The sequence below is a fragment of the Rhodococcus sp. LB1 genome, assembly GCF_001583455.1.
Taxonomy (GTDB): domain Bacteria; phylum Actinomycetota; class Actinomycetes; order Mycobacteriales; family Mycobacteriaceae; genus Rhodococcus_F; species Rhodococcus_F opacus.
This window is the reverse complement of the sequence record NZ_LTCZ01000409.1, coordinates 3626-18868: the sequence shown is the minus strand read 5'-3', so window position 1 is coordinate 18868 and position 15243 is coordinate 3626. Positions and strand designations below refer to the sequence as shown.

At 70.4% G+C, this 15243-nt stretch carries 16 protein-coding genes; 3 read left to right on the top strand and 13 right to left on the bottom strand.

What is annotated here, in order from left to right:
• Positions 1 to 27: 27 nt before the first annotated feature.
• From phnE to AZG88_RS40550, 11 genes are all read right to left on the bottom strand, one after another.
• Positions 28 to 1758 carry a phosphonate ABC transporter, permease protein PhnE gene (phnE, locus tag AZG88_RS40600; protein ID WP_025433581.1) on the bottom strand — a complete coding sequence of 577 codons (1731 nt, stop codon included), beginning with the start codon at positions 1756 to 1758 and terminating at the stop codon, positions 28 to 30.
• A 5-nt stretch (positions 1759 to 1763) separates the two neighbouring features.
• Complete coding sequence (gene phnC / locus AZG88_RS40595) at positions 1764 to 2585, bottom strand: phosphonate ABC transporter ATP-binding protein (RefSeq protein WP_005249629.1); 822 nt, start codon at positions 2583 to 2585, stop codon at positions 1764 to 1766.
• 42 nt (positions 2586 to 2627) lie between these two features.
• Positions 2628 to 3572, bottom strand: coding sequence for a phosphate/phosphite/phosphonate ABC transporter substrate-binding protein (locus AZG88_RS40590; RefSeq protein ID WP_005249627.1), 945 nt, complete (start codon positions 3570 to 3572; stop codon positions 2628 to 2630).
• Between the two features lie 167 nt (positions 3573 to 3739).
• Positions 3740 to 4975 (bottom strand): alpha-D-ribose 1-methylphosphonate 5-triphosphate diphosphatase, encoded by a 1236-nt coding sequence (locus AZG88_RS40585; RefSeq protein WP_005249625.1) that lies wholly within the window; start codon positions 4973 to 4975, stop codon positions 3740 to 3742.
• On the bottom strand, positions 4972 to 5709 hold the full coding sequence (locus tag AZG88_RS40580) for a phosphonate C-P lyase system protein PhnL (protein WP_005249622.1): 738 nt from the start codon (positions 5707 to 5709) through the stop codon (positions 4972 to 4974). Before AZG88_RS40580 ends, AZG88_RS40585 begins: the two co-directional genes overlap by 4 nt.
• 31 nt (positions 5710 to 5740) lie before the next feature.
• Positions 5741 to 7591, bottom strand: coding sequence for an alpha-D-ribose 1-methylphosphonate 5-phosphate C-P-lyase PhnJ (locus AZG88_RS40575; RefSeq protein WP_005249620.1), 1851 nt, complete (start codon positions 7589 to 7591; stop codon positions 5741 to 5743).
• Positions 7591 to 8703: a carbon-phosphorus lyase complex subunit PhnI gene (locus tag AZG88_RS40570; protein ID WP_061700976.1), complete on the bottom strand. Its 1113-nt coding sequence runs from the start codon at positions 8701 to 8703 to the stop codon at positions 7591 to 7593. Before AZG88_RS40570 ends, AZG88_RS40575 begins: the two co-directional genes overlap by 1 nt.
• A gap of 1 nt (position 8704) precedes the next feature.
• Positions 8705 to 9292 (bottom strand): phosphonate C-P lyase system protein PhnH, encoded by a 588-nt coding sequence (phnH, locus tag AZG88_RS40565; RefSeq protein ID WP_005249617.1) that lies wholly within the window; start codon positions 9290 to 9292, stop codon positions 8705 to 8707.
• 2 nt (positions 9293 to 9294) lie between these two features.
• Positions 9295 to 9732 (bottom strand): phosphonate C-P lyase system protein PhnG, encoded by a 438-nt coding sequence (locus AZG88_RS40560; RefSeq protein ID WP_005249616.1) that lies wholly within the window; start codon positions 9730 to 9732, stop codon positions 9295 to 9297.
• A complete protein-coding gene (locus AZG88_RS40555) occupies positions 9729 to 10502 on the bottom strand; it encodes a GntR family transcriptional regulator (RefSeq protein WP_061041214.1) in 774 nt (257 codons plus the stop codon). Before AZG88_RS40555 ends, AZG88_RS40560 begins: the two co-directional genes overlap by 4 nt.
• A 123-nt stretch (positions 10503 to 10625) precedes the next feature.
• A complete protein-coding gene (locus tag AZG88_RS40550) occupies positions 10626 to 11555 on the bottom strand; it encodes a sucrase ferredoxin (protein WP_061700973.1) in 930 nt (309 codons plus the stop codon).
• 62 nt (positions 11556 to 11617) lie between these two features.
• Between AZG88_RS40550 and AZG88_RS40545 the strand changes: the two genes are divergently transcribed.
• The 3 genes from AZG88_RS40545 to AZG88_RS40535 all read left to right on the top strand — a co-directional run bounded on the left by AZG88_RS40545 (position 11618) and on the right by AZG88_RS40535 (position 14000).
• Positions 11618 to 12586 (top strand): ABC transporter substrate-binding protein, encoded by a 969-nt coding sequence (locus AZG88_RS40545; RefSeq protein ID WP_061041190.1) that lies wholly within the window; start codon positions 11618 to 11620, stop codon positions 12584 to 12586.
• A gap of 74 nt (positions 12587 to 12660) precedes the next feature.
• Positions 12661 to 13479 carry a DUF2786 domain-containing protein gene (locus AZG88_RS40540; protein ID WP_005249605.1) on the top strand — a complete coding sequence of 273 codons (819 nt, stop codon included), beginning with the start codon at positions 12661 to 12663 and terminating at the stop codon, positions 13477 to 13479.
• Positions 13476 to 14000 (top strand): TIGR04338 family metallohydrolase, encoded by a 525-nt coding sequence (locus AZG88_RS40535; protein ID WP_025433586.1) that lies wholly within the window; start codon positions 13476 to 13478, stop codon positions 13998 to 14000. The genes AZG88_RS40540 and AZG88_RS40535 overlap by 4 nt, the downstream gene beginning before the upstream one ends.
• A 6-nt stretch (positions 14001 to 14006) precedes the next feature.
• On the opposite strand, the gene AZG88_RS40530 is transcribed toward AZG88_RS40535, so the two are convergent.
• Both AZG88_RS40530 and AZG88_RS54680 read right to left on the bottom strand, forming a co-directional pair.
• On the bottom strand, positions 14007 to 14486 hold the full coding sequence (locus AZG88_RS40530) for a nitroreductase family deazaflavin-dependent oxidoreductase (protein ID WP_005249601.1): 480 nt from the start codon (positions 14484 to 14486) through the stop codon (positions 14007 to 14009).
• A 439-nt stretch (positions 14487 to 14925) separates the two neighbouring features.
• Positions 14926 to 15231, bottom strand: coding sequence for an SDR family oxidoreductase (locus AZG88_RS54680; protein ID WP_269455116.1), 306 nt, complete (start codon positions 15229 to 15231; stop codon positions 14926 to 14928).
• Between the last annotated feature and the right edge of the window lie 12 nt (positions 15232 to 15243).

Genomic DNA, 15243 nt, shown 5'->3' with positions numbered 1-15243 from the left:
AGGTTCCTCCACAGGTTGGGGATGAAGCTAGGACATCGCCCGGCGCATCCACATCGCGACGCCCTCGACGGCCATCACGACGGCGAAGACCATGAGCACGATGGTGGTGACGACGTCGAACTGCAGGACCCGGGCGGCGTTCATCAGGTAAAAGCCGATGCCGCCCGCACCGACGACGCCGAGCAGTGTTGCGGCACGGATGTTCACATCGAGTTGGTAGAACAGATGCGCGACGAGGGCGGGCGCCGACTGCCGGAGCGTCGCGGCGGTGAACACCTGGGAGCGGCTGGCGCCGCCGGCCGACACCGCCTGCTGCACGGAGACATCCGTTTCCTCGAGGGAGTCGGCGATCAGCTTGCCGAGCAACCCGACCGCCCCGACGGACAGCGCGAGCGCGCCCGCCGTGGCACCGAGCCCGGTGACGACGATGAAGATGATCGCGAAGATCAGGTCGGGGATGCCGCGCACTACCACGATGACGATGCGGAAGAACTTCGCGACGCCCGGGGTGGGAGCCACGTTGCGGGCCGCCAGAATTCCGATCGGCACGGCCAGGAGCAGACCCAGAAGCGTTGCCGCGAGGGCGATCTGCACCGTGACGAGAAGCTGCGCGAGCAGTTCGTCCCAGATTCCGCCGGTGCCGGGCGGGAAGAACAGGTCGAGTGTGCGGGGCAGGGACGTGATTCCCTCGGCCATCCGCGACAGGTCGATGTCGGAGCCCCACGTGGCGGCGGCGAGCGCCAGGATCGTCGCGCCGAGATAGAGGGTGCGCCTGATCCGCTCGCCCGTCCACGGTGGGCTGATCCGGTAGTCGCCACCGGGGGTGCGCAGGGCGACGGGGCCGTCGACCCTCGCCGCGGAACCGTTCTCCGCCCAGCCGCCGCGGGCCGACAGCACCCGCTCACGCAGTCCGCGACGCCTGGGCGCCCGGTCCCCGAGCAGGGAACGACGGACGGCGCCGGAGATCAGTTCGATCACGACACACAGCGCGACGACGAACAGGGCCAGGGCCATTCCACGTGGGTAGTTCATCGTCTTCATCGCCAGCGACAGTTCCATGCCGATGCCGCTCACCCCGACGTAGCCGAGGATCACGGACGCGCGCAGGTTGATGTCGAAGCGGTGCAGGGCGGTGGCGACGAAGGCCGGGAGGGCCTGGGGGAAGACGCCGCCGACCACCTGCTGCCACCAGGTCGCCCCGGCGGCGCGGAGGGCGTCGCGCGGCCCGGCGTCGGTGTCCTCGATGGCGTCGGCGTACATCTTGCCGACCATGCCGACGGAGTGGATGCCGAGCGCGAGGATGCCGGCGACCGCGCCGAGGCCGAACAGTCGCAGGAACAGGATGGCGAGCACGATCTCGGGGATCGCCCGGGTGACGACGATGGTGGCGCGGGCCGCCCAGCGCAAGGGGGTACCGGGGGTGGTGTTCCGTGCCGCGGCGAGTGACACCAGCGCGCTGACGACCACGCTCAGGGCGGTGGCACACGTGACGATGGCGAGGGTCTGCCCCGTCATGGTGACGATCTCGCCGAGCGGCGGGAAGTCGAGGGGGAAGATGCGGGACACGAAATCGGCTGCGTTGCCGAGGCTGTCGGCGAACGTGGCGACGTTGATCTTCAGCGAGGCCACCGACCACAGCGAGGCGAGCAGCCATGCGGCGAGCACGACGGTGACGCCGATCGACGTGAGCGACGGCCGGGGCACGGTGCGCGCCTCGGGTTCTCGTTCCTTCGGGCGCGGGGGCAGGAGGACGGTCACAGCGGTCAGACGAGTTGCGGCGACGTCGGCGACGCGACGCTCGAGTAGATGGACATCGTTTCGTTCCGGTCGATGGCGGACACGGGCTTGTCGAGTACCACCCGGCCGCCGCGCAGCCCGACCAGGCGGTGACCCCACGACAGCGCGAGCTCCACCTGATGCAGGCTGCACAGCACGGTGAGGTCGTCCTCCGCGGCGATGCGGGAGATCAGCGCCATCACCTGGGCGGACGACTCGGGGTCGAGGGACGCGACCGGCTCGTCGGCGAGCAGGATGCGGGGACGCTGCACCAGGGCCCGCGCCACCGCGACCCGCTGCTGCTGCCCGCCGGACAGCGTGTCGGCACGCTGGAACGGCCTGTCCGCCAACCCCACTCGGTCGAGTTGTTCCATCGCGGCGCGGCGCACCGACCTCGGGTAGCTGAACAGCCCGAACCGGGGACCGCGCAGCGCGCCGAGGGCGCCGGTGCAGACGTTCTCGAGCACGGACATGCTGCCCACGAGGTGGAACTGCTGGAACACGAAGCCGACGTGGCGTCGCAGTTCGCGGAGTTCACGCCCCCGGGCGGCCCCCACGTCCGTGCCGAGCACCGTCACCGACCCCGTGCTGGGCAGGTGCAGCCCGTCCAGCAGACGCAGCAGTGTCGACTTGCCCGACCCCGACAGCCCGAGCAGCGCGACGACCTCACCGGGATACACCTGCAGCGACACGTCGTCGAGCGCCCGGATCTGGGGACCGAAGTCCTTCGTGACCCGGTCGAGGGTGATGGTCGGTGTCAGGATGCGGTCGATCGACGCGCCGAGCGCGGAGTGATCGGGGTCGGACATGAGGGTCTCCCTACTGTGTCGGGTTCAGTTGCGGCCGGACGGTCAGCCCTGGCACGCCGCGGCCTTCGTGATGTCGCAGACCTTGCGGACACCGTCGTAGAAGGCGTCGTCGACGGCGACGTAGCCGTACTCGACCCCCTCCGGCAGCGCGCATCCGCTCTCGTCGGTGCAGTATCCGGCAGCGACGAGGGCAGGCCGGTTGAGCTTGGTGCGGAAGATGTCGGTGAGCTTGCCCTGGAGTTCGGGGGACAAGTCGGTGCTGATCGCGATGGGGCTGGCGGCGATGGTCTCCGACTTCCACAGCACGTCGACGTCACCCGGTTTGATCTGCCCCTTCTCGACGAGGACCTTGTCGACGATGGTGTCGTAGGCGAAGCCGGCGTCGCACTGGCCGCTGACGACGGCGAGCACCGAGGCGTCGTGCCCGCCGGCGAAGACGGGGGTGACGTCCTTCTGCGGGTCGATCCCGGCCTCGAGGAGTCCGGCCGACGGGTACAGGTACCCGGACGTGGAGGAGGGATCGACGAAGCACACCGTCTTGCCGCGGAAGTCGGCGAGGCTCTTGATGTTCGAACCTGCCTTCGTGATGGCGTACGACTTGTAGCCCGGCTCGGCGTCGGCCGCGTCGACGGGCACCGCGATCGGTGTGGTCGCGACACCCGCGTCCTTCGCGGTGACATAGGAGAACGGCCCGTAACCGGCGATCTGCACCTTGCCGGCCCGCTGTCCCTCGATGACGGCGGCGTAGTCGGTCGCGTTCTGGAATTCGACCGGGATGCCGGTCTCCTTCTCGATCACGTCACCCACCAGCTTGTACTGCTGCTGCAGGCTCTCGGAATCCTCCGACGGGATGGACGCCAGCACGAGCGTCTCCGGGTCGCCGGACCCCGCACTGTCGGCGGCGCTGGATCCGCACGCGGACAGGGCGAGGACGGCGGCCGCGCCCACCGCGGCAGCGGCGAACGATCGGCGCATGAAGCTACCCATGAAAGTTGTCTCCTTCGGGTGCCCTGAGTCGGGCGTGGCAGGCGCGCATCGAGATCCTGCGCGTTCGGGTCAAGGTTCGTCTTCCACGGTGACCGCAGTGGCAACCCCGGGTGAACCCCCGAGAAACTGCGATGGGCGAGACCAGCGGGTTGTCGCTGCGGGCACGTCTACTGCGCCCGCAGCACGGACCGGACCACCGGGCACCGGTGCTCGAGACCGACGAGCACCAGGTCGGCGCGCTGCCCGGGTTCCAGCGCCCCGCGGTCGGAGAGCCCGACGGCCGTGGCCGCACCGCTGGTGATCAGCGACACCGCGGCGTGCAGCGGCATCGTGTCGTCGGCGGCGAGCGTGAACGCGGCCCCGAGCAGCGACGACGGCAGGTAGTCCGATGCGAGCGCGGTCACCAGACCCAGCCGGGCCAGTTCCACCGCCGACACGTTGCCGGAGTGCGAGCCGCCGCGCAGGACGTTCGGTCCGCCCATCACCACGGACATGCCGCGGTCGCGGGCCTCCCGGGCCGCCTCCTCCGTCGTCGGGAATTCGGCGACGTTGCCGCCGCGGCGCGCCAGGTCGGCGATCTCGACGGCGGATTCGGGGTCGTGCCCGAAGATCCGGACCGATCCCGTCGCGCCGCGGCCGGCGAGCCACTCCATCGCGTCCTCACGCACCGCGATGTTGCTCTCCCGTTCCCGCACCACCTCGTCGACCCGGAGCCGGGCCTCCTCCATGGAGATGCCGCGGATCCCGGCCATGTACCGCTCGTAGAACGTGCGGTCGGCGTACTGCCCGATGCCCGGGGTGTGGTCCTCGTGCGAGATCACGGCGGGCAGATCCGCACCGACCTGTCCGGTGGCGACCAGGTGGTCGAAGTGGTTGCGGAGCGCCGCCAGACCGGCGGCGGATCGGACGTCGAGCCGGTGCAGCACCCGGTGGTCGACGAGCCGGCCGTCGGTCTCGCGTTCGTTCCACCCGGCGATCGCCTCGCACATCTCCATCGCCGCGTGCACGCTGCGCTGGTTCTTGGCCGCCTCCCGGTCGGAGAACGACGCCCCGTGGAACACGGTGGTCACACCGGCCGCCCGCAGCTTCCCCTCGAACGACATCATCGAGAACATCCACGGCAGTTCCGCCCCCGGCCGCGGGAGGCGTTCCCGCTCGAGGCCGTCCGAGTGGACGTCGACGAGACCGGGAAGGCAGAACAGTCCGCCGCCGTCGACGTCGATCCGGGTGCCGGGTGTGGGTTCACCGACCTCCACGATGCGGCCGTCGCGCACGACGATCCGGGCGTCGTCGAGGATGCCGGCGGGGAGCACGGCACGCACGTGCCCGAGCACGTAGTCGCGGGGCGACTGCTGCAACGACCAGGCGGTGGGCTGCTCGAGGGTCTGCGCAGTTTCGCTCATGCCGCCGCTCCCAGCACGTCGAACGCACTGCCCTGCTGCGCGATCCGGCCCTCACTGAACCGGATCACCCGCGACGCCAGTCTGCGCATCGCGTCGAGGTCGTGGAAGACGGCGAGCACCGCCACCCCCTGCGCGGACAGCGACGCGATCAGCTCCAGCGCGCGTTCCCGGTTGGCCGGGTCGAGCGCCGACACCGGTTCGTCGAGCAGTAGCAGTCGCGGCGGATTGACCGTTCCCGCAGCGATGTTCACGCGCTGGCGTTCGCCACCGGACAGGACGCTGCAATCCACGTCCCACAGCGCCTCGTCGAGGGCCAGGCGCCGCAGCGAGTCGGCGGCGGCGTCGCGGGCGTCGGACCTGCTCATTCCACGCCGGCGCCCCGCGGCCGCGACCACATCCATCGGGCCGGTGCGCGGCGGCGCCGACAGGAACTGGGAGACGTACCCCAGTTCGCGTCCGCGCAGCCGGGCCATCTCGCGGTCCGGCAGCGACGTCAACTCGACCGGGCCGTCGTCGGTGCGCAGGGTGACGGTGCCGCCGTCGGGCAGGTAGCTGCGGTGCACGCAGCGCAGCAGACTGGACTTGCCGGCACCGCTGGGCCCGGCGAGGGCGACGTGCTCGCCCTCAGCGACGTCGAGGTCGACGCCGTGCAGCGACGTCACCGTGCGGCCGTCGATGGTGTGCAGTGTGAACGTCTTCCGCAGTGCGCGGACCGACAGTATCGGAGAAATCATGGTGGGTTACCTCAGCCTTCGATGGTCGGATTCACCGACGTGCGGCCGCGACGAGCCGCTGCGTGTAGGGGTGGTGCGGGTCTTGGAACAGCTGGTCGGTGAGCCCGGACTCGACGACACGGCCGACGTTCATCACGAGGCAGCGGTCGGTGAGGGCCTCGATGACGGCGAAGTCGTGGCTGACGACCACGGCGGCGGTGTCCCGCTCGGCGAGGAGTTTGCGGAGCAGGTCCAGCACACCCGCCGCGACGGACGCGTCGAGCCCGGTGGTGGGCTCGTCGAGCAGCAGCACCCGGGGGTCGGTGGCGAGGGCCTTCGCGATCTGCACCCGCTGACGCATGCCGCCGGAGAACGTGTGGACGGGGTCGTCCATCCGCTCGAGCGGCACCTCCACCTTCTCCAGCAGATACGCGGCGCGGTCCCGGATCTCGTGATAGTTCCGCCAGCCCGCCGCGGTGAGCCGCTCGGCGATGTTGCCGCCGGCGGACACCTTCATGGTCAGGCCGTCCGCCGGGTTCTGGTGCACGAGACCGACGGTGTCGACGCGCAGCGCCCGGCGCTCGGCCGCGTCGAGTCCGAACACGTCGGTGTCGCCGCCGCCGACAGTGGTGAGGAACATCGAACCGGCCGTGGCCGTTTCCTCGCCGACGAGGCAGCGCAGCACGGTCGACTTGCCCGAGCCCGACTCACCGATGAGGCCGAGCGCCTCACCGGGCGCGACGTCGAAGCCGACGTCCCAGGCGGCGACGACCGCGCCGGTGCGGGGGCTGATCGCGGTTCCGGTGCCCGGTCCGGTTCCGGGTACCGCGTCGGCGCCGCCCGGTCCGTGGACCTTGCCGACGCCGCGGACGGCGAGCGTCCAGCCGTCGGCGTGGGCCGGGACCGGCCGCGCCTCCAGCTCCGCGGGACCACGACGCTTCACGGCTGTGGCCGCCCGCACCCGACGTGCCGGGTCGGGCAGGAAGCGCAACGGCGACCGTTCCGCATGGTTGCGCGCATCGACGTCACCGTCGAGTGTCCTGGTGCACCATTCGATGTCGCTGCAGGCCGTCCGCCCGCCGGGTGCCTCCACCAGGAAGGTGTCGGACGAACCGCAGCGCGCGCAGCGCTGGGCGGTGTCGCCCTCGACCTCGAACGGGACGTCGTCGAACGTCAGCGGCTCGACCCGCGTGTACGGCGGGACCGCGAAGATGCGCTTCTCCCGGCCGGCGCCGAACAGCGTCAGGCTCGCGGCGTTGTTCAGGCGCGGCACGTCCCAGCGGGGGATCGGGGTGGTGACCATGACGTAGCGGCCGTTCACGAGCACCGGGTAGCCGGTGGTCTTCGTGATCACTCCGTTGCGCACCAGGTCCTCGTACAGGCTGACCCAGATCATCGAGTAGTCGGCCTCGGCGTGCATCCGCGCGCACTCGCTCACCGACTTCTGCACGCCCCGCAACGGCTCCGCGACCGGAACCTGAAGCACCAGAACCTGATCGTCGATCAGCGGCTCCTCCGGGATGCGGTGCCGACTCTGGACGACGCTGCAATCCCGGGTGTCCTGGGTCTGCGCGCAGTGCTCGCTGTCGACGATGAGGCGACGCAGGTTGGTGGCGTTGACGCCGTCGTCGTCGCCCTGGTCGATGACCTTCACGGTGTCGTGGCCGCCGAGCAGGCCCAGCGTGAGCTGCAGTCCGCCGGAACCCCAGCCGCGGGCCACCGGCATCTCGCGGGACCCGAACGGCACCTGGTAACCGGGCACGCAGACCGCGGTGAGGGTGGCGCGGCGGATCTCCCGCTTGGACCCTTCGTCGAGGATTCCGCGGGGGAAGGATTCGGCGTCGAGCGCCGCGAGAACACCGGCGGTGGTGGGTGTTTCGGTGACGGTGTCGGTGACGGTCATCAGCAGGTCCTTCCGATCGGTTCGGCGGTGCGCTCGGCCACCGACTCCACACCGCGCACGGCGCGCTTGCGGTCGATCATCGAGCGGAACGTGACGTAGTGCGGCAACTTGAGGTGTTCGAGGAATCCGCACGAGTCGAGGCCGTCGGTGGTGAGCAGCAGCACCTGCTCGAGACCGTCCGCGTCACCGAACCGCCGGCAGGCGATGTCGAGGTTCGCCATCGCGATGGCCTTGCGTTCGTTGTGCCCGAAGCACAGTCCGTAGCCGACGTCGAATCGGCTGCGGTCCTCGTCCGGGCCGTCGAGGTCCTCGATCGCCTCGCACTCCGACGCACGGATGTACCCGAGCAGCACCGGCTTTCCGGTGTGCGGGTGCGCGACCCGCAGCGGGAGCCGGCCGTGCCGCACCTCGCCGAGCGTCACCTCGTGGATGTTGCCCTCGGTGCCGCGGATCGAGCGGTACCAGGTGCCGATCAGTGAGCCGGTCTCGGCGCGGGCCATGCTCGCGAGGATCGCCGAGCGCGGGGCAGGCGGTCGTGCGGGATGCCGCGAGATATCGAACGGTGCGGCCTTCGGTGCGCCGTCGGCGGGCCGGTTGTCCACCAGCAGATCCATCTCGCGGAGCATGTCGGAAAACCGCCGCGGATGCCGCTGGTCCTCCGCCCGTTCGGTTTCCGCGGGCACGCTCTCCTGAACGATCACCGGTTCCGGCCGTGCGTCGCGATCCAGCATCCGGCCGGTGTAGTCGCTGGTGCGGCCGAGCAGCTGAGGGCCGTCGGGTGTGCGGTGCGCGGGGACGATGCGCCGCAGCACCACCATCTCGTCGGGGTCGATCGGCTCGCTCACGGCCAGTCGCGGCAACGTCGACTGGTGGGCTCGCACCAGGTGGGTCGCCTCGATGACGTCACCCTCGGCCTGCCGCAGCGCGTCGGCGGCCGTGTCCTCGTCGTACAGGCTGCCCTCGCCCATCACCCGGTCGACGGCCAACCGCATGCGGCCGGTGATCTGTTCCGTCGTCAGCCACGGTGCGGGGTCGGCGTTGCGGGCGCCGCGGACCAGCGACTCGGCGGCGAGGATGGCGTCCAGGCCACCCCGTGCTCCCGAATATCCCATGTCAGTTGTCCTTTCCGAAGACCACGGTGGTGCGGGGGATCCCGACGACTGATCCGTCCGGCCCGACGAACAGCAGGTCGACGCCGGACGGGAACTCCGCGACCAGGTGGCGCCGGACCTGCCACAGGGCGGGGTCGAATCCGGCCGGCGCGAAGGCGATCGCGGACTCGATTCCCGGCCCGGCGAGGCGAACGGGGATGCCGTCGTCGACCGCGTCGACCGCGCAGACGACAGTCGCTGCCGACTCCGGGCTCAGTGCCGTACCGGTTGACACCGAACCGAATTCGGTCACCGTCGGCGGGCGAAGCGCGGTGACGTACTTCGCCGTCCCCAGCGGGGCGGCGGGTGCGCCGGTGGCAACGGCGAGCACGGACGTCCAGTCCTGCTGTTCCTCGAGGACGTGCGTGCCGGTCTCCAGGTCGGCCAGCGCGAGCGCGGGCAGCAGGGCAGGGGGAAAGTCGGTGCGGGGCAACGCCTGGACGGTTCCCGGTCGCGCGAACGCCTCCAGGACCGCCCGGTACACGCGCTGCGCCCGGTCGGGGTGCAGGCCGGCGCCGAGCGCCGAACCGATCACGATCGTGTCGCTCATCTCTACGTCAGCTCCTCGAATTGGACGATGGTGGGGGCCAGCTGCGCCCATTCGTCGAGGTCGGCGAGCCGGCGTTCGTGCTCGACGCGGGCGCACAGTTCGTGAACACGGTCGGCGTGCGGGCGCCCGGCCTGGACCTCGGCGTCGCAGATCGCGGCGGCGAGGGTGGCGGCCCGGTCGTCGCCCAGCCGCATGGCCCAGCCACGCACTCCGGCGAGACTCACCTCGGCGCGGCAGCCGAGGACGTCGCCGAGGAAAAAGTGCTCGTACGCAATGGGTTCACGCACCTGCGCCGCGACGGAACCGACCTCCGGCGCGGTGAGGACCGCGAGTTCGGCGCCGTCGGACAGGCAGGCGTCGGCGAGCTCGACGAGGTCGCCCGCCGACGCGGCGGCGAGCAACTCGGCGACGCGTTCGCGACTGTAGACGTGGGAAATCATGGGGCCGAAACCTCTTTCGTGTCGTTCTCGATGTCGGTGGTGAGTGGTCGGGGTTCGTCCGGAGAGCCGATCTCCATGACGACGCGGACGGCGTCGCCGCGCATCCACGCCTTGCTGTAGGTGAGGGGTGTGCCGGTGTCGGCGTCGCGGTTGACGCTCTCCACCACCCACACCGGGACCGCGGACACGAGCTGCAGCTTCTCCTGCACGTCGGCCGGCGGAATGTCCGATGCGGTGCGGCACCAGGACCGGACCGAACGGACATGTCCCATCTGGCGGAGCACCTCGTCGAGGGATTCCTCCACCCGCATGCCCTCGGCGAGGTCGGGGACGGCGTCGTGGGAGATCCATTCGAATCCGAGACCGGCGACGACGTCGTTGATGTAGCTGAGCCGGACCATGTGGTGCGCCGGGGTGCCGTGCGGCACCTCCAGCCGGTCGGCGCAGTCGGCGGGCAGCGGTGCAAGCGTCCGTTCGAGGATCACCGACCGCGGTACCGCCCCGGCCTCCCGGACGGTGCGGTGCCACGACGGCCGGCGGTCGCGGGAGATGACGTAGTCGATCCGCTCGGCGACGAACGTGCCCGCACCCTGGACGCGCCGCACCCGCAGTCGCCGCTCCAGCTCCTGCACCGCACCCCGCGCCGCCGCCCGGCCCACCCCGAAGCGCTTCATCAGCTCGTGTTCGCTGTCGAGTTTGGTGCCCGGCGCCAGGCTCTCGATCTCGCACTCCAGTTGGTCCGCGATCGTGCGGTACCGATGCTCCGTCATGGCGACCACTGTCACGGGCCGAGTTGTACGGACAACCGCCCTGCAGGTAACCGGGAAGGAAACGCCGCTGAACGTGTGGGCAAGTTGTCAGGCGCTTCGCGCCCGTGCGCCTTTTTGGTTGTCCTAGCTACCAGAACGGCGCACGGGTGGCGGAGCCGCCTCGAACCGGTCCGGGCTGTCGACGACACCCGCGCTGCAGGCGGTCAGGCGGGGTTCGGCACGGGTTGTGCGAACCCGGACGAGGTCGGTCCCGGCCGGGTGCCGGACCAGGACGTCGGTGTCGCCGTCCGTCCGCGGGGTCGCCGACAGCGGGATCACATCGTCGAGTCCGAGCAGCGACCGCTCGGCCCGGACGGTGTGCTCGGCGAACTGCAGCACCGGGTCGTCGGTGCACCGGCCGCGGTAGTGTTCGAGCACCACGCGTCCGTGATCGTGTTCGGCGACAATGTGTTCCGCCGCCTCCGCGGTGACCCGGCCGTAGTAGATGCCCGACGGCAGGCACACCATGGTCGCGGCGAATCGGTCGCCGCCGACGTGCGTCGATTCCCAGACCCGTCCGTCGCGGTGGCCGAGGCCGGTGACGACGGGGCGTCCGAACGACGCGCAGCACGCGTCCTTCTTGCCGTGGGTGCAGACGAGGAACAGAGATTCGGCGGGGTCGAGACGTTCCCCCACTCCGGGTGACAGGTCGAGGTCGAGGTCGATCAGCTCCCGGTCCTCACGCACCAGCAGTCGCTCCGCCCAGCCGTCGGCTCGTCCGGGACGCACAAGGTAGACGTGACGTCCGGCGGCGAGGTCGCGGCGCTGCCGGGTGCGGATCAGCACCGGACGCACCCCCGCGTCGGCGCACCGGCCTGCGAGCGCGTCGCCGAGGACCGGGTCGAGGCGGCTCTGCCGGAGCCGGTCGCGTCCCCACGGTCCGGGTTGCTCGATCAGCAGCCAGCCGCGCACCCGGGGCGCGCTGCCGCACAACGGCTCCAGAAGTGACCGGGAGAGCGCCGCGCAGGCCGGTGGCGTCCACCCCTCGGGCGACGTCGTCGTCTGCACGCTCACGCAACAGACTGTATAAGGTTAGGTTCGCCTATCTTCTACCCCCTTCGAGATCGAGGTCCAGGATGCGTTCTGCTACGTGCTCCCCGAATGTCACCGACGTCCAATGGCAGGAGATCGTCGACGCCCTGACACGACGCGAATTCGGAGCCGGGCTGGGAGCAGCCGCACTGGCCGCGCTCACCGCCGCCTGCGCGCGACCCGACGCGGCAACGGGCAGCGACAGCGGCGCCCAGCGCACCGTCACCCACGCCATGGGCACGACGACGGTGAGCAACCGGCCCAGTCGCATCGTCGCCCTCGACAGCCTGCCCATCGACACCGTCGTCACGCTCGGGAAGACACCGGTCGGCGCTGCTCAGGCCGGTTCCGCCGACGCGCTGCCCGCCTACCTGGGCGGCGGACTGGACAGCACCACCGTCGTCGGGTCGATCGCCGAACCGAACCTCGAGGCGATCGCCGCGTTGCAGCCCGACCTCATCCTCAGCAGCAAACAGCGGCACGGCGACCTGTACGACGCGCTGTCCGCGATCGCGCCCACCGTGTTCTCCGTGTCGCCGGCGGTCGACTGGCAGGGGACGCTCCGGCTGTTCGCCGAGGCCATGGGTGAGACGGACGCAGCCGAGCAGAAGCTGTCGGCGTTCCACGCCCGCGCCGCCGCGTTGACCGAAACCAACCGGGGTCGCACCGCGCACGTCATCCGCGTGATGGACGACGGCCTGCGCCTGCACGGACCCGGCACGTTCTCCGGTTCCGTGCTGACCGCGGCCGGCTACACCATCACCGGGCAGCCGTGGGACGCGAAGAACGACATGTCCGAGATCTCGCTCGAGAACGTCGCCCAGATCGACTCCGACATCGCGTTCGTCGCCAACACGTCCGCACCGGGGGAACTGGGGATCGATCCTGTACTCATCGGGCAGATGGGGCCGTCACGACGCGACAGCGTCCGTCAGACCGACTACCGGGTGTGGATCACCGGCATCGGCCTCACCGGCGCAAACCTGATCCTCGACGACCTCGAGCGGCTGTAGGCGGCTCCGCCGCCCGTGCGCGGTTAAGGAGTGTCAGGACTCGTTAACCACGCACGGGGGGCTAGCCTGCCTGGGTGAGTTCCGACAAGATGCTGACCCGCATCGGTGGGCTCCTCCGGCAGGCGGAATCCACCGACAACCCGCACGAGGGCGAGGCCTTCATGGCCGCCGCCCAGCGGCTCGCCACCGCCTCCTCGATCGACCTCGCGGTGGCGCGCGCACACGCGGCGGGCCGGGAGAAGCGGGCCACCCCCACCCAGCGCCTGATCACGATCGGTGAACCGGGCAAGAAGGGTCTGCGCACGTACGCGCAACTGTTCCTGGTGATCGCCGCCGCCAACGACGTCCAGTGCGACATCGCCCAGACGTCCGCCGTCATCTACGCGTACGGGTTCGCCGGCGACATCGACGTCTGCGAGGCCCTGTACGCGAGCCTGCTGATCCAGATGGTCCGGGCGTCCGACGGCTACATCAAGTCGGGTGAGTACCGCGGCGAGACGACGGTGCGGACGCAGGTCGAGAAGCGCGGGCGCCGCCGGGTCGCGACACGGGTGCGACGGCCCGTCGCCGGTGTCACCGCCCGGTTGAACTTCCAGCTCGCCTACGCCGCGCGGATCGGGCAGCGCCTGGCCGACGCCAAGAAGGAGGCCGAGGAGCAGGCGGTGTCCGTGCCGGAGTCGTCGGCGGAGACGGCACTGGTCCTGCGCGACAAGCAGCTCGAGCTGAAGGACTACTACTCGGAGAACTCGCAGGCCCGCGGCACGTGGCGAGGAGGACGGGCGTCCGCCGGACATTCGTCGAGCGCCCGCCGGGCCGGCGACCGCGCCGCCCGGACCGCCCGCCTGAGCAACTCACCCGAACTGTCGACCGCCCGCAAGCAGATCCCGTCGTGAAGCGGCCCCGCGACACTCAGCGGACCGCCGTGTACGACGCCGAGGCCCTCGTGCGCACCATGTTCGACCGCGCCGACGAGCGCGGGCTGCGCGTCGTCGACGTTCTGGGGTCGCAGGTGACGCTGCCGGTGGAACGCAAATTCGCGTCGATCGACTCGGTGCAGGACTACGTCGACCGGGTGCTCGCCCTGAACTGGGTGCGATCCACCTGGACGCGGGCGGCCACCCCGGTTCACGTCCGCGCGCGGTCGGGCAACAAGGCGGCCCACTACGAAAGCGATTGCGCGACAATCGCGGTACCCGAGCATCGGAACGGCAACGCCTGGGCGTTCCGCGAACTGGTGGTGCTTCACGAGGTCGCCCATCACCTCGATCCGTCCGACCCCGAGTACCCGACGGTCGCGCCGCACGGACCGGAATACGTGGACCGCTACCTCACCCTGGTCGGGGAGATCATCGGCCCCGAGGCGGCTTTCGTCCTGCGCACCATGCTCCTCGCGGGCGGTGTGCGGCTGAACTGAGCACCCTCAGCCGCGGGGGCGCAGCCGGACGAAACGGATTTCACGGCCGGCCGCCCGGAAGTCGGCCGCGCTGCCGTCGACGTCGAAGCCCATGCCTTTGGCGATCCGCAGTCCGAGTTTCGGATGCTCCGCCGCGTAGTGCGCCATGAAGTCCGCACCGGTCTCGGGATCGAGGAATTCGGCTGTCACCGAGAGCCGCCGGCGGCCCACCTGAATCTTCGCGTTCGGTTGTGCACGCAGGTTCCGGTACCAATCGGACTTGGGACCGAACCCGGCGGCCAGCACGTACCCATCGCCGACGGCGTCGTGGTTGACCACCTCGAGCACGACCTGCCGCCGGGCGCCGGTCTTGCGCCCGACGTGTTCGAGGAGCAGGAATCGGCCACCGAGGAGAAACCCGAGGTGGACGCGGTAGAGGTAGATCGGCGCGCGAAAGAACGCCCGCCGGATGCCGGTGGGCGGGTCAGGCCTCTGCGTGACCTTCACACACCCAGTCTTCCACGTCCGCCGTGTGGTCGGGCTGTGATGCGTCCTCGTCTGTTTCGGAGACGACGGGCAGAAGGTGCCGGAAGTACACGCCGTCGAATTCGCGGCCCGGCGAGGCTATCGCGTGCCCCGACGGCCAAGTCGTCGGGACGATCCGCGTCGATCGAGCTGAGTGCGGTACCCGAGCGCGCCGAGGCTGCCCACCACGGCGAACACCGGCCGAATGCGTTGCATGAGTATCGCGTTCCACCGAAACTGACGATCACCGCGAGCGCGGCAGCGGACGGCCGCAACCCGCCACCCGCCGTCTCCGCGCCGCACTCGCGATAGCCCTCGGCGAACGACGTGGGGCTGCCATTCCTGCAATGCTCGTGACGCTCTGTGAATCCGGCTACCGAGCAGCTCCGTTGCGGGAGACGGAACGCCGGTCAGGGTTCGGCTACCGGGAGAGCCATCCACCGTCGACGGACAGGGCGGTGCCGGTGACGTAAGAGGATGCGGCCGAGGCGAGGAAGACGGCCGCGCCGGCAAGATCCTCCGGTCGCCCCCAGACGCCGGCGGGGATGCGACGCAGCATGTTCTCCGCCCGGGCGGGGTCCTCGCGATGCGCGGCGGTGAACTCGGTCTCCATGTAGCCGGGGGCGATCGCGTTGACTCGGATGCGGTGTGCGGCCCACTCGTTCGCGAGAGCTCGGGTCAGTCCGAGGATTCCGTGCTTGGAGGCGGCGTAGGACGGTACCTCCATCCCGCCTTGGAA